The organism is Pseudoalteromonas sp. SG44-1 (assembly GCF_014164315.1).
Classification (GTDB): Bacteria; Pseudomonadota; Gammaproteobacteria; order Enterobacterales; family Alteromonadaceae; genus Pseudoalteromonas; species Pseudoalteromonas rhizosphaerae.
In genome coordinates, this window is record NZ_JACJEW010000004.1 from 40,354 (window position 1) to 54,526 (window position 14,173).

The following is a 14,173-nucleotide window of genomic DNA, read 5'->3' on the forward strand; positions in this document are numbered from 1 at the left end:
TTAATTTAAAATTTGCTCGTTCGAAGAGTCAGCTGGGAGTGTTGCTGTAGAACTAATTGCATGCTGCCTACCAATAAATAGTGATAAACCATGAGTGTCTAGTAAGGCTCTATAATTTAATATTGAAGGGCCTTTCGCGATTACTTTTATTTGTTTTATCTTAGTTATTGCTAGTACACCTTGTAGTTGTAAATCAAAGCTTTGTTGTTGTAACACTCGTTTACTAAAGGTAGAGCTAAGTAATAAATAATCGAAATTAATATCGCATAGTAAATTAAGTTCGCAGCGATCTTTAGCAAAATCATTTAAGCCAATCGAATAGCCTTGTTTACTCAATACTTTTAAATTACTAATTTGTACCGCTGAGGCGTAACGGATCTCTTGTTCATTAAACAATAAACAAATTTGTTTCGTTATGTTGTGGTTTTGCATTGTTTGGCATAACGCCTGGAATTCAATTTTTTCCAGTAATAAGCCCGAGCAAGGGAATAACACCATCTGCAGTTGTGCCGTTTGGATTTGTTGACACGCTTTAGTTAATAACTGTAATTCCACTTCCAGCTGTTGTGCTTTATCAGCGGCAAACTTCTTTAATATTTCAAAACTAGTGCTACCAAGTACTGGGTGTTCACCAAATGCTTCAAGTAGCGACTCTGACTGATGCTGTTCATCAAGTGTAATAATTTCAGAGCAGCGAAAATGCATTGGTAAAGAGTCTAAGTGATGACTGGTTTCTAACTCATACGGGCTGGTGCCGGCACTAAGCAGTGGATGGTAAAACTCGAACCGGCTGCGACCGGCATTTTTTGCATAATACATGGCAGCATCAGCATCACGAATAATTTCATCCGTATGCTTGTAGTTTGTTTTCGAATAGGTAATACCGACACTGGCACCACTTTGTACACATATACCTTTCATGCAAAATGGTTTTTTCATTAGTTCAATTAATCGCTTAGCAACATCTTCGGCTTGTTGACGATCAGTTAAATGAGTTAATAAAATAACAAACTCATCGCCGCCTAAACGCGCAAGTAAATCGTGCTCCCTAATACATTGTGAGAAAGACTCACTGACGCTAATTAAAAACTGATCACCAGCTTGGTGACCAAGTTGATCGTTAATATCCTTAAACTTGTCTAAATCAATAAACAGCACAGCAAACTGTTGTTCAGGGTAACGTTGATAATGCTGTAGAGTTTTTTCTAATTGGGTTAAAAATAAACTGCGATTAGGCAAGCCAGTAAGTGGATCGTGGTGGGCATCATGATACAGCTGTTGCTCTATTTTTTTACGCTCTTCAATTTGCATTTGTAAATGCATATTGGTTTGGCGGATCTCTTTGGTTTTTTCAGCAACCCGAAACTCTAATTGTTGATGACTTTGTTTTAAGGCTTGAGCAGCCAAATGTGCTTGTAATACAGTCGCTATCTGATGTGATACAAAGGTAATTAATTCAAAGTCGTCTTGATTGAAAATATGCTTATGGTTGTAGGCTTGGCAAGTTATTAAGCCAATTACACCTTGCGCAGTTTTTAATGGTGCACCTAACCAGCTGGTTGCTGAGTTTGAGTCAGAGACTTGTCCAAGTCGCTCGACTTCGCCTGACTTGAGTAGTTTTTGTGCTCTAGTACAATCAATAAGCTGAGTTTGTTCGGTACGTAATACTAATTCGCTATAACCTTTGGCGAAAGGACGCGGTTGGGTATTATCTCTATATTCATCCACACAGTACGGAAAGTTTAACCAACCTGTTTCGCGATCATACAATGCAATGTATAAGTTTTCAGCGTAAGTTATTGATTTTATTATTTCATGTACTTGTTGATATACTTCATTGATATGCTTTGTTTGCGTCGCTAACTCTGAAATTTTAAACAAAATATGCTGGCGTTCGAGGGTTTTTTTATGTTGTTCTACTTCGAGGTTAAGCGCTTCATTGCTCTGTGTTAATGCACGAGTTCTTATTTTTACTTCAGACTCTAATAGTTCGCGTTTTTTTACTCGTTCGATAGCTGTTGATAAATAGAGCGACATTACTTCTAATAGCTCGATTTGTTGTTCAGAGTAGCTTTGTTGTTTATCGTAACTTTGTGCGACTAGCACTCCAATAATACTTTGCTCTCGGTATACCGGGACGCCTACCCAATGTTCTGCTGGTGTGCCAAGTAACTTAAATAACCCCTTGTTGGCAGCAGCCTGCATTTCATCACCTTGGAAGTAGGTGGTTTTACCTTGCTTAAACACATACCCAGTGACACCTTGGATAAAATTATTATCTTGATTAAGTGGCACAGATATACCATCTTTTTCATCAGCAAAGTAAGATAGTTCAAGGGTGTTACTAAATTGATTTAACAGCACCACGTAAAAACTTTTACTTGGCATATAATCTTGCAAAATATCATGAATCGCAGGGTAAAGTAGCGTTAATTCGGCAACAGAACTAGCTTGCTCTGATAATTGGATCAGGGCATTTTGTAAGTGGTGGGATTGCTTATACTTTTGGACTAGAGCTTTTAAACGATTATTTTTATGCTCCAGCTTATGTAGTAAAGCTGTTATATCTTCCAGTGACATTAAACCGATTTTTATTATTGTATATTTATTGGTCTTATATTTTCACTTTTTTGCTGAATCGTCAAGCGGACAATAGTATTAGAAAATGATAATAATAAATAGTGATAAAGGTAGGTTAATATTTATTTTTATAATAAAAAAGGCTGAAAAAATCAGCCCTTTATAAAAAAAAGTACAGAATTAAGTATTATTTTTTGCTCATGAAATCAATAGCTGCGCTTATTTCATCATCTGAGCAATCCATGCATGTACCGCGTGGTGGCATTGCATTAAAACCATTAATTGCATGACTTAATAGAGTGTCAGCGCCTTTCGCTAAGCGTGGAGCCCAGTCATCTGCTGATTTTGGTGCACCAAGTGCGCCAGTACCATGACATGCAAAGCACGCACCTTGGTAAACTTGTTCACCGGTACGAGGACCTGTTGGCACTTCAGCAACTGCTGCTTTATCGCCTTCAAAGTAAACGGCACCTATAGGCGCGATACGTTTTTTGATCGCATCTTCAGTCATAGAGTTATCATATGGCTGTGCGTATGCGGTGTTTGCTAGCAATAATAATGCTGCTGATAGTTTTTTCATTTTGCCTTGCTCACTTCGATTTGAACGTGATCAATCACGATAGATGACGGAATTTAGAACGATTATAACGCTAAGCCGCAATTTATAAAACGCTACGATGTATTTTTCTTATGAAAAAACACTATTTTTTTGCGCCAGCGCAACAAAGCAGCTACTTTAGAATGACTGATTTGCGGTTTTTTTAGCACCTAATTAGCTCATTTTCAAAAGCGCAGCGACTAGTTTTTCAATACCTGCATCAGCATCTAAAATTGATTGCGCTAACATGTAAGCTGGAGTGCTTACGAGTTTATGTTGCTCATCAATTACAATATCATCTACTGCACAATTAATGTGTTGAGCGCCTAAACTTTGTAGTGCGTTGGCAGTATCAACATCATTACCAATAGTGGTTTTTACGCCAGCACTGTAGATCAATGGGATCATTGCTGGAGCAATGCACATATAGCCTGCTGGTTTTTTGGCATTCGCAAATGCTTTAGCAGCACGGAGCATTTCAGGGTTTAATTGTGCTTGCGCACCATTGATCGCAAAATCACACAGGTTTTTAGCCGCGCCAAATCCACCAGGCACAATCAAAGCATCAAAGTCATTAGCATCTAACAGTGTTAACGCTTTGATATCGCCACGGGCAATGCGTGCCGCTTCGACTAATACGTTCCGGTTAGGGGTCATTTGTTCCCCATTCAGGTGATTGATCGTGTGCAATTGCTCAATATCAGGGGCAAAACACTGGTAGCTTGCTCCGGCTTTGGCAATATGTAATAACGTTAATACGGCTTCGTTGATTTCTGCACCGTCATAAACTCCACAACCTGCTAAAATTACAGCTATTTTTTTCATATACTATGCCCTTATTTATTATTCATAAAGTCAGTTTAGCATGACTTTTGCTGACTGTTATGGCCTTATTAAGATCATTTTGTGATCATCAATAATGATGAGTTAAAGATTATTTTTATTTGATCAATCCACTCGAGGCAGAGCAAAAACGCGCTATATGCTTTTTTTTAAGTTGGCTAATAGGAAAAAATTATAAAGGATCGCTATGATCTTTGATCCATTGTGATAGAATGCTCGTCCGGTTATTTATAAGGAATGAATTAACCGTTTTTTAGTTGTAAAAAGCCACAATCAAGCAAAGCAATAAAATGTTTTTCCACATTGTGATAAAAATAATAAAAAAAGAACCTCGTATTATCTTTTTAAAACAAAACATACACTTAACTTGTTTCTAAGTAGTTTTAAATTACTTTGGAGGAATAGCTTGTGGGTGTTATCTACATAGTTATCCACAACTTACTCTTATTTAACGGTTTAAACAAAGCTTAATTCACAGTCGTTTTATGCGTGCCCTTATGGCATGCTTACAGATATTTCGTTTTCTCTCATTTAGGATCCAATTACATCATGGCTCAGATCCCTGAAAATCCACTTATTTTAGTCGATGGCTCTTCCTACTTATTCCGTGCATATCATTCACCACCGCATTTAACTAACTCAAAAGGTGAAGCAACAGGCGCTATTTATGGCGTTGTTAACATGATGAAAAGCCTGATCAAACAGTATGATCCAAGCCATATGGTGGTGGTTTTTGATGCTAAAGGTAAAACTTTCCGTAATGATATGTACAGTGAGTACAAAGCCAACCGCCCGCCAATGCCCGATGATTTGCGCACGCAAATAGCGCCACTGCACGATATTATTAGGGCGATGGGTTTTCCGCTTATTAGTATTGAGGGTGTTGAAGCGGATGACGTGATTGGTACATTTGCCCGTATTGCTTCAGAGCAGCAGCGCCATGTATTGATCTCAACCGGTGATAAAGACATGGCTCAGTTAGTGAATGAGCATGTCACTTTGATCAATACCATGACCGACAGTATTTCTGATCCAGACACTGTGGTTGAAAAATTTGGCGTTGGTCCTGAACTGATCATCGATTACTTAGCTTTGATGGGCGATAAAGTAGATAACATCCCAGGTGTCGATGGATGCGGCCCTAAAACGGCGGTTAAGTGGTTACAAAAATACGGATCATTACAAGGTGTGCTTGATCATGCTGATGAGATCAAAGGTAAGATCGGCGAAAAGCTTGCCGCCGCAGTCGATCATTTACCGCTAAGTTATGAACTGGCTACCATTAAATGCGATGTTGAAGTTGAATCAGACTTAGATACCTTTAAATTGCAAGAGCCAAATCGCGATGAACTGATTGCCTTGTATGGCGAGTGTGAGTTCCGTCGCTGGTTAGCTGAGTTATTAGATAATCCAAAAGATGCAGACACTCACTTGGCTGTCCCCAGTGAAGCGAATGAATTACCGCAAGTGGCTGATGCTCACTATGAAACAATCCTGACAACAGAGCAATTAGATACTTTAGTCGAGCAATTAAATGCCGCTGAACTATTTGCCTTTGATACTGAAACAACCAGCCTTGATTACATGCAAGCTAAACTTGTCGGGATGAGTTTTGCTGTTAAAGCTGGCGAAGCCGTGTATTTACCGGTTGCCCATGATTATCCTGGCGCGCCCGAACAGTTAAGTTTAGAGACGGTGATGGCGAAGATCGGGCCAATTTTAGCTGATGAAAACAAAGCAAAAGTTGGTCAAAATTTAAAATATGATAAGAGTGTATTGGCTAATGCCGGTTTTGAGCTAAAGGGTATTAAATTCGATACTATGCTTGAATCTTACGTATTTAATAGTGTTGGTACTCGCCATGATATGGACTCGTTGGCGCTAAAATATTTAGGCCATAAAAATATCAGTTTTGAAGACATTGCTGGTAAAGGTAAAAAGCAGCTGACATTTAATCAAATCGAACTTGATAAAGCGGCACCTTATGCCGCAGAAGATGCGGATATTACGCTTCGTTTACACCAAGTATTATGGCCGAAACTTGCAGCCGATGAAAAGCTTAAATCGGTATTTGAAGATATAGAGATGCCGCTTGTCAGCGTTATTTCAGATATTGAGCGTACCGGTGTTGCGATTGATAGCAAAATGCTTGCCGCGCACAGCCAGCGTTTGGGTGAGCGTTTAATTGAGCTGGAAAAAGAAGCGCATGAGATTGCTGGTGAACCATTTAACTTAAGCTCACCAAAGCAATTACAAGTATTGTTGTTTGAAAAACTTGAACTGCCAGTTATTAAAAAAACGCCAAAAGGCGCACCTTCTACAGCTGAAGAAGTACTACAAGAGTTGGCTCACGATTACCCGCTGCCTAAAGTTATTATTGAGCACCGAGGTTTATCTAAGCTTAAATCAACCTACACTGATAAATTACCACTGATAGTGAATGAGCAAACGAAGCGTGTGCATACTTCTTATCATCAAGCGGTAACGGCAACTGGCCGATTAAGTTCAAGCGATCCTAATCTGCAAAATATTCCTATTCGTTCAGAAGAAGGACGCCGTATTCGTGAGGCTTTTATTGCTGCAGATGGCTATAAAATAGTGGCTGCCGATTACAGCCAAATCGAACTACGTATCATGGCGCACTTATCGCAAGATAAAGGCTTGTTAAATGCGTTTGCCAATGGTCTTGATGTACACAGTGCAACTGCTGCGGAAGTGTTTGGTGTTGAGTTAGAAGATGTAACCACGGATATGCGCCGTAAAGCTAAAGCGGTTAACTTTGGTTTAATTTATGGGATGTCGGCATTTGGTTTGGCACGTCAACTTGATGTTCCGCGCCATGAAGCGCAACATTACATTGATAAGTATTTTGAACGTTTCCCTGGTGTGCTTGAGTACATGGAATCAACCCGTGAGAAAGCTGCTGAAAATGGCTATGTTGAAACTATTTTTGGTCGTCGCTTACATTTACCAGAGATCAACGCCCGTAATGGCGCGCGCCGTAAAGGAGCCGAACGTGCTGCGATTAATGCACCAATGCAAGGCACCGCTGCTGATATCATCAAAAAAGCCATGCTAACAGTCAACAAATGGGTGTATGAACAAGCACCGAATACGGTTAAATTACTGATGCAAGTACACGATGAATTGGTATTTGAAATCAAAACTGAGTGTGTTGAGCAATACACCGCAGAAATTTGCCGGTTAATGTCTGATGCTGCGAAATTAGATGTGCCATTAGTGGTTGAAGCTGATAGCGGAGATAATTGGCAACAAGCCCATTAATCACTGAGCTTTTTAAATCATATAAGCGCGGCTGCATTGAGTGAAGCCGCGCTTTTTTATGTCTGTGAATAGGGTAGTCAGTTTTTTTTAAAAGGTGGCCATTCGGCTACTTTCTTAACGCTATAGTAGGTCACTCATTTAATGCAATGGATATAACACTAAAAACCGTCGCTTTTGATTTGTGGTTAAATGCTCATCAAGTAGCTGGGTAATTTTTTGCTCTGCTTGTTGTGGCTCATAGTGTTGCTTTAACTGTTTAATTTGTTGTGTGAGTTGCTCACTCAATGTTTGCCATTGCCGGCGCTGTTGCTCTAGAGCGATTAACCTTGTTGCCGCAGCATCGCCAAATTCCGCTGCTAGTTGATTGTAGTCTTGTTGTTGCAGGGCATCTTTTAGCTCAGTGTTTAAAGCTTTTAGATCGTTACTAGGTTTAAGTGCCTGGGTAATACGCTCAGGTTGCTCGCCCTCTAAATTAGATAACAATTGTTGCTTTAATTCATCACTAATATGGTTGTTCTGATTAATTTCAAGCTTGGCAATTGTATAGTGCTGCCACTCATTATCATCGTTAAATAAAAGAGTAATTTCAGCTGCATTGAAGTAGCGTTGTTGAAAAGCGATCATTGCAATTAATTGTTCGCTTAGCGGCAAATGAGCGAGTTGTTGCTGCAGCTCTGCCAGCGCTATTTTAAAGCTGAGGTAGCGATTAAATAGCTCACTATTGATTTCGCATGCAGCTAACTTTTCGCACTGTTCTAGAGCCTGCGAAGCACTAAACTCACCGGACTCTTGGCTAGCTAAAATAACGTGTTCAAAAATGCTATCGATTGCCATCGGTTGATCGACATTTGGTGGCGTTGCACTTGTAAGCTTATCGTCGCTGAGTAAAAAAATCATAGCGGTGCTAGTGATAGATATCACTAGCACTAAAATGAGCAACCGCTTCATTGTTTATAAGCCTAATTTTTTTAAGCGATTAGCATGTTGACGGTAGACTGTCAGTGGATCGGTTGTAAATAAATGATGAAAGCCAATCAGTTGATTCACTTCATCAAGGTGATTCATGCGGTAATTATCTTTTAATACATAACCTAAATGGCTACTACAACGAGAGACTAAGCCATCGTCATCGCCTGGGATCAGTATTGCAGTGATCGCCAGTGCTGCATCTGATGGGTCAAATATATTTGTTAAAGTTCGAGTGCCACTCCAAGAAAAGTAATATACGCCATTACTGGCATACATAGGTCCTTGCTGGCATTGCTCAGCAGGTAGGCCTTCTGGATATTTTTGATTAAAGGCCAGCGCGCCCTCAGTGGTTAAGCTCTCCAGTGCACCAAGCGCATCTTGTGGTAACTGACTATTGTCAGAGAGTAATGCGATTAACCCGCCAAATGCATCAAAAGCTGTTTTAGCTATACCTTCTAGCTTAGATCCAGGAGTCAGTCCTTGGCGCACCACATCAGCAACAGGGCTACCAAAATTAACACCGCCAACACTGGTCGCAGAGGCAACTAAGTCGGGGCGTAGTGAGGCAACATAGCGAATACTTTGCGCGCCTTGACTATGACCAATGAGATTTACTTTTGTTGTACCAGTTAGCGCAATAATCTGTTCAACTTGCTGTAGTAACTGCTCGCCTCGTTGTTCAGAGCTATTCAGCGAGGATACGGCCGTGACGAAAACCTGTGCGCCATCACGACTGAGGCTTGCTGGTACCCGATAAAAATAATCGACACCTAATACATCGTCAAAACCCATCAAACCATGTGCTAATACAATTGGGTATTTAGTTTGGGTATAGCCTGCATTAGCGCTATTACTGAAGATAAACAGCAGGCAGCATAAGTATAGAGTGGTTATTTTTTTCATGATCAGTGCTCTTTTATTGTGTGTGTTTGATCACGCTTTGAACTGCTGTTTACAGACAAAGTGTGTGGATTTTTTATTCTAATTAGTTAATAGAGCAAATTTTGAGCTGAAATTCAATGTTAATATTAAGTTAAATTAACATGCAATTTGTAGTATTAGTTATATGTTTATCAATTCGACTAGTTAGTACCTGTATTTAGTTTATTTATCATGGTTAGTTTGGTAAAGTCCGCGTCGTCCTCATCCTGTAGGACATCCTGTTGATGATGCACTCGAAAGGGTGCTCGTATTGATAGCTTCTCCCCAGTTTGCTATACCGGCCCAGCATTAATTTGTTGGGTCGTTTTTTTGTCTCTGTTATTTATTATGCTATTGATTGCACTTCATAGAACAAGTGATACCATTGAATCTCATTTTCATTTTGAAAGGAATGCGTGATGGTTAAATCAATTGCGATATTAGGTCTTTCGTTATCAAGCCTATTAGTCTCTGGTGTTGCCTGTGCTGACTGGCAGGTTAACAATGATCAAAGCAAAGTAAGTTTTGTGTCTATTAAGTCAAATAGTATTGCTGAAGTGCATCACTTCAAAAATGTGTCAGGTAGTTTAGCTGAAAATGGCTCTTTATCAGTCGATATTGATCTGAGCTCAGTTGAAACGATGATCCCTATTCGTAATGAACGCATGACCAAGTTGTTATTTGAAACAGCGAAGTTTCCAACCGCAACCATAACAGCTAATTTAAGCAAGCAATTAAAAGCGCTTAAGCCTGGCCAACATGTATTTAAAGGTATTAGTGCTGAACTTGATTTTCATGGTGCTAAGAAAGAGATTACAGTGGATGTTATCGCCAACTTGTCATCGCAAGGGGATATCAGCGTTTCATCAATGAGCCCAATTATCATTAATGGCGCAGACTTTGCTGTCATTGATGGCATTATGCAATTGCAAAAGTTAGCAGGTTTACCATCGATAGCAACGGCAGTACCGGTTAGTTTTTCATTAACGATGAACAAGCTTAAATAATGCACTCTTTGAATGAGCTTGCCACTGCACTTGAGCAGCCAAGCAAGCCATTTTCTCAATGGCAGCCGCAGCATTGTGGCGAGCTGCCAATTATCATCAATCAGCAAGGTGAGTGGTTATACGGTGGCAGTAAAATTACTCGTATCGCTATGGTTAAGCTGTTTGCCTCAGTTCTTTGCAAAGAGCAGGATACTTTTTACTTAAAAACACCAATCGAAAAAATAGCTATTACTGTCCATGATGCTCCCTTTATAATCGTTAATTGGCGCTTTGAAATGACAGAGCAAGGGCAAGTGTTATGTTGTGTGGATAATTTACAGCGAACTTGGCTAGTAACCTGCGAACAACCTTTAGTAGTACAAGATTATCAGGGCAATGATGTGCCGTATTTACAGTTACCGTATGGCTGTAGTGCTCGAGTATCAAGAAGTGTGTTTTATCAGTGGGCAGAAATAGCACAAGCTGATAAGCAAGGCTATTTCATTCAATCTGCGGGTCAGCGTTTTTACTTAAACGTGTGATTAAGCATCTGATTCAGGCGTTTGTTCAATATCAGTAGGTGGTATTGCAACAATTGGCCCTAGGAACCATTCATCTAATTTCTTAGCAACTTCAGGTAATCCTGTGCCTTTTAAAGATGAAAACGCATGAACGGTAATATCACCTTCTAAGCTGCTTAACTCGCGACGAACTTGCAGCACCTGTGCTTTACGTGCACCTTGCTTTAGTTTGTCGGCTTTAGTTAATAGCGCCAATACTGGAATTTCACTACCAATTGCCCAATTAATTAAATCGCGGTCTAAATCTTTAAGAGGATGACGAATATCCATTAAGATCACGATACCTTTTAAACTTTGACGTTTTTGCAGGTACTCACCTAATGACTTTTGCCATTTTTTTTTCATTTCGATCGGTACCTTAGCAAAACCATAGCCAGGTAAATCGATTAGGCGCATATCATCAACATCGGCTAATTCAAATGTGTTGATCAGTTGCGTACGACCAGGGGTTTTACTAGTACGTGCCAGCTTTTGGTCAGTTAATGCATTAAGAGCACTAGACTTACCGGCGTTGGAGCGGCCAGCAAAGGCAACTTCAATTCCCGTATCAGCAGGCAATTTAGTGATATCTGGAGCGCTGGTAACGAACGACGCAGTGTTATATTTGATACGAGATTTGAGCACAGGCTCTCCTAGAAACTTAATTAAGTATTACAGCGAGTAAACTTTACTTAATTAAAGTTCACTTAAGGGGCGCATTTTATACTATTACTACACTATTAAAAAGCGGATTTAGACTAAGATAGCAGCCTAAAATCAACTAAAATGATACGGCCAAAGCTTAATCTAGGTCAAAACCCTATAATTTATAAGTTTAATATGAGTAGAAAACGTGCCAGAGAATTTATTATCGTGTAGAATATGTAAATCACAACATCCATATTGTAGATGATACAGGGTCGGAAACAGAGAATTCACCATGAAAAAAATAGCACTATCTTTAACTATATTGCTTGGTGCGTTGTCAGCAAGCAACGCAACAGCATTTGATGGCGATGTAAACGCAGGTAAAGAAAAATCAGCAACGTGTGCGGCTTGTCACGGCCCAGACGGTAACGCGCCGGTTAATATCTACCCAAAACTTGCAGGCCAACACGCGGATTATATTTATAAGCAACTTACTGAATTGAAGTTAGGTATGACTTCAGGTGGTAAAGAGGGTCGTATGGATCCAGTCATGAGCGCGATGGCAATGCCATTGAACGATCAAGACATGAAAGATTTGGCTGCTTATTTTTCGTCACTTAACATGTCAGAGGGTGCAACACCTAAAGATATCGTTGACGTTGGCGCCATGCTTTATAAAGCAGGTGACGCAGAACGTGGTATTCCAGCATGCGCAGCATGTCATGGCCCACGTGGTAATGGCTCATCATTAGCTAAGTTTCCAAAAATTTCTTTTCAACATCCAGAATACATCAAGTCACAACTTGAGAAATTCCGTGATGGTGTGCGTCATAATGATTTAAATGGCATGATGCAAGATATTGCCACCAAGCTAACAGACAAAGATATCGAAGTGCTTTCTAAGTACTTAGGTGGACTACACTAAAGTAGTATAGATTAGTTTTATTATTAATCCTAAAATCTATAGTGGTTACAAAAAGCAGCGTAAGCTGCTTTTTTTGTATTTGTGTTTTGTCGATATTACCTCTTTCCTTGTAAGACATTGACCATACCTTGCTGTAAGCTAAATCCTATTTTTATTTTTGTTTTTATCATAACTTATTGTAATTTAATGTTTTGGTTATGTTGCAATTTGTATTGCGTAAGAAAAATTATATAAATTAGTTGTAACAAAATTATTAATGCGTAAATTAACCCCTGTCGCTGAAACAATAAGAACAAAATGGACTAAACTACACGGAAAGTAGTGTGACGTGATTATCGGGGATAAGACATCGGTTGATGTCACCGAAGGAATATTAAAAAAGAGTCAATGAAGACCGAGAATAATAAAATCTCACGGAAGTTTAAAATAAAAACAAAATGGAATGCTACACGGAAGGTAAAAATAATAACAACATGGAACAACAAAAATAATAATAATAATAAAGACTAAAAAGTCGAAGGGAGAAGTGTCCAGTTAAATGGCGCTCAGATTAGCAGGCGGTAGAGATGTTTCTCTACCGCCTTTTTATTTGTCCTGTTACAATAGCCATCGTTTATACTTAAATGTATAGAAAGTGCGCAAGTAGTCGAGTTACCCAACCTCAATCCGCACAAACCGAATTCTTCTGGCAAGGCCAGCATCGCAACGCCAAAATGCGCGTTGCTCAAAACCTCTTAAGTGAGATGATCAAGATATGAGTAGAACTAAAAAGTCACGTAAAATCCCGTCTAACGGTCCTGTTCGTTTAAGCAAAGATAAGCTTAAAGAAATGCGTGCATTGAAAGAACAACGCGTTAAAAAGACCAAAGGTGCAAAGCCAGGTTCACGTAATTCGATAGACGCTTTACAGCCTGAGAGTAATAGTAATCAGCAACATAAAGACAAACGTGTTGGTAGTAAAAAACCAATCCCTTTAATTGCCGTTGCAGCTGAACCAGTTATTGAGCTTAAACGTAACTTGAAGCCACAAGTTGAACTGAAAAAAGTAGTTCAGCCTGAGCTTTCACCAGAGCAAGAATTAGAAGCGCTAGAAAATGACGAGCGCTTATTGAAGCTGGTTGAGTTACATGAAAGTGGCCAGTTATTAACAGGTAAAGATGCTAAATACTTCAACAGCCGTATTGCACGTCATCAAGTGTTATGTGAATTGCTTGGTATTGAAGACGAAGCTGACGATTTTGATGATGAAGAGTTTAGCGAAGAAGCTAATAGTGACTTTGATCATTACTTGTCGAATGATTTAGCCAATGAATGGTTAGATGACGAGGACGATAAATAATGAACATAATGATCTTGGCTCTGTGTGTTGGCGCTGTGATCATTGCGGGGCTGGCATTTTATGCTGGCCAATTACTGTATAAACTCAGTGCGCAAAAAAAACTGATCGCGAAAGAGCAGGTAAAGCAGCAAGCTAAGTTAGCTAAGTCGCGCTTAGAGCGTAATGCCAAGCTCGCAGACAGCATTCATTTAATCGCCCGTGCTATGCACCAAGAGCAATGTGAGTTCTCAGAAGGGTGTTTGCGTATTTGGGTGCTAATGTCGCAATACAGCTTTGAGGATGACGAAGACCTTCCAGGGCGTTATCCAGGCATATTTGCGATGTATGAAGTGGTAAAAGAAATGCCAACTCATGACGCTCGTAAAAAATATTCGAAAAAAGAAATATTTAAACAAGACAGCGCTCGCTGGCGTGCTGAAGAAACTCATGCAGAGCAAATTAAAGCTGACTGTGAGAAAATCATTGAAGAGTTTAAAGCAGCCCCTGGTAGCGAAAACGTGGTGTTTAACTAATTTTACA

General features: G+C 39.7%; 12 protein-coding genes. 6 read left to right on the top strand and 6 right to left on the bottom strand.

The annotated features are described in order from the left end of the window. The 3 genes from H5187_RS02815 to elbB form a co-directional block, all read right to left on the bottom strand. Positions 1 to 2,574, bottom strand: coding sequence for a diguanylate cyclase domain-containing protein (locus H5187_RS02815; RefSeq protein WP_392352781.1), 2,574 nt, complete (start codon positions 2,572 to 2,574; stop codon positions 1 to 3). Positions 2,575 to 2,767: 193 nt separating this feature from the next. Further along, positions 2,768 to 3,160: a cytochrome c5 family protein gene (locus H5187_RS02820; protein WP_182767484.1), complete on the bottom strand. Its 393-nt coding sequence runs from the start codon at positions 3,158 to 3,160 to the stop codon at positions 2,768 to 2,770. Between the two features lie 192 nt (positions 3,161 to 3,352). Then, the gene (gene elbB, locus H5187_RS02825; RefSeq protein ID WP_149982603.1) at positions 3,353 to 4,003 is read right to left on the bottom strand and encodes an isoprenoid biosynthesis glyoxalase ElbB; all 651 of its coding nucleotides are present in this window, start codon (positions 4,001 to 4,003) and stop codon (positions 3,353 to 3,355) included. A 567-nt stretch (positions 4,004 to 4,570) separates the two neighbouring features. Here elbB and polA point away from each other — a divergent pair. After that, positions 4,571 to 7,306, top strand: coding sequence for a DNA polymerase I (gene polA, locus H5187_RS02830; protein WP_182717677.1), 2,736 nt, complete (start codon positions 4,571 to 4,573; stop codon positions 7,304 to 7,306). A gap of 138 nt (positions 7,307 to 7,444) precedes the next feature. Here the strand turns inward: polA and H5187_RS02835 are convergent, their stop codons facing one another. Both H5187_RS02835 and H5187_RS02840 read right to left on the bottom strand, forming a co-directional pair. Continuing rightward, on the bottom strand, positions 7,445 to 8,254 hold the full coding sequence (locus H5187_RS02835) for a lipase secretion chaperone (protein WP_182760684.1): 810 nt from the start codon (positions 8,252 to 8,254) through the stop codon (positions 7,445 to 7,447). A 3-nt stretch (positions 8,255 to 8,257) separates the two neighbouring features. Continuing rightward, the gene (locus H5187_RS02840; protein ID WP_182740281.1) at positions 8,258 to 9,178 is read right to left on the bottom strand and encodes a triacylglycerol lipase; all 921 of its coding nucleotides are present in this window, start codon (positions 9,176 to 9,178) and stop codon (positions 8,258 to 8,260) included. Between the two features lie 437 nt (positions 9,179 to 9,615). On the opposite strand from H5187_RS02840, the gene H5187_RS02845 reads away from it, so the two are divergent. Next, a complete protein-coding gene (locus H5187_RS02845) occupies positions 9,616 to 10,203 on the top strand; it encodes a YceI family protein (RefSeq protein ID WP_182717680.1) in 588 nt (195 codons plus the stop codon). Beyond that, complete coding sequence (locus H5187_RS02850) at positions 10,203 to 10,724, top strand: DUF1285 domain-containing protein (protein ID WP_145238431.1); 522 nt, start codon at positions 10,203 to 10,205, stop codon at positions 10,722 to 10,724. Before H5187_RS02845 ends, H5187_RS02850 begins: the two co-directional genes overlap by 1 nt. On the opposite strand, the gene yihA is transcribed toward H5187_RS02850, so the two are convergent. Further along, positions 10,725 to 11,387, bottom strand: a complete 663-nt coding sequence (gene yihA, locus H5187_RS02855) for a ribosome biogenesis GTP-binding protein YihA/YsxC (RefSeq protein WP_182740283.1) — start codon at positions 11,385 to 11,387, stop codon at positions 10,725 to 10,727. Between the two features lie 295 nt (positions 11,388 to 11,682). Between yihA and H5187_RS02860 the strand changes: the two genes are divergently transcribed. The 3 genes from H5187_RS02860 (at position 11,683) to H5187_RS02870 (ending at position 14,166) form a co-directional block, all read left to right on the top strand. Continuing rightward, a complete protein-coding gene (locus H5187_RS02860) occupies positions 11,683 to 12,315 on the top strand; it encodes a cytochrome c (RefSeq protein ID WP_149982610.1) in 633 nt (210 codons plus the stop codon). A gap of 754 nt (positions 12,316 to 13,069) precedes the next feature. Further along, positions 13,070 to 13,654, top strand: a complete 585-nt coding sequence (yihI, locus tag H5187_RS02865) for a Der GTPase-activating protein YihI (protein WP_145238440.1) — start codon at positions 13,070 to 13,072, stop codon at positions 13,652 to 13,654. Next, positions 13,654 to 14,166 (top strand): DUF2489 domain-containing protein, encoded by a 513-nt coding sequence (locus tag H5187_RS02870; protein WP_220491317.1) that lies wholly within the window; start codon positions 13,654 to 13,656, stop codon positions 14,164 to 14,166. Before yihI ends, H5187_RS02870 begins: the two co-directional genes overlap by 1 nt. Positions 14,167 to 14,173 lie beyond the last annotated feature (7 nt).

Bases quoted from the DNA above. Each gene is read 5' to 3' on its own strand.
- H5187_RS02820 (WP_182767484.1), bottom strand. From the start codon at position 3,160: ATGAAAAAACTATCAGCAGCATTATTATTGCTAGCAAACACCGCATAC.
- H5187_RS02835 (WP_182760684.1), bottom strand. From the start codon at position 8,254: ATGAAGCGGTTGCTCATTTTAGTGCTAGTGATATCTATCACTAGCACC.
- elbB (WP_149982603.1), bottom strand. From the start codon at position 4,003: ATGAAAAAAATAGCTGTAATTTTAGCAGGTTGTGGAGTTTATGACGGT.
- H5187_RS02870 (WP_220491317.1), top strand. From the start codon at position 13,654: ATGAACATAATGATCTTGGCTCTGTGTGTTGGCGCTGTGATCATTGCG.
- H5187_RS02850 (WP_145238431.1), top strand. From the start codon at position 10,203: ATGCACTCTTTGAATGAGCTTGCCACTGCACTTGAGCAGCCAAGCAAG.
- polA (WP_182717677.1), top strand. From the start codon at position 4,571: ATGGCTCAGATCCCTGAAAATCCACTTATTTTAGTCGATGGCTCTTCC.
- yihI (WP_145238440.1), top strand. From the start codon at position 13,070: ATGAGTAGAACTAAAAAGTCACGTAAAATCCCGTCTAACGGTCCTGTT.
- H5187_RS02845 (WP_182717680.1), top strand. From the start codon at position 9,616: ATGGTTAAATCAATTGCGATATTAGGTCTTTCGTTATCAAGCCTATTA.
- H5187_RS02840 (WP_182740281.1), bottom strand. From the start codon at position 9,178: ATGAAAAAAATAACCACTCTATACTTATGCTGCCTGCTGTTTATCTTC.
- H5187_RS02860 (WP_149982610.1), top strand. From the start codon at position 11,683: ATGAAAAAAATAGCACTATCTTTAACTATATTGCTTGGTGCGTTGTCA.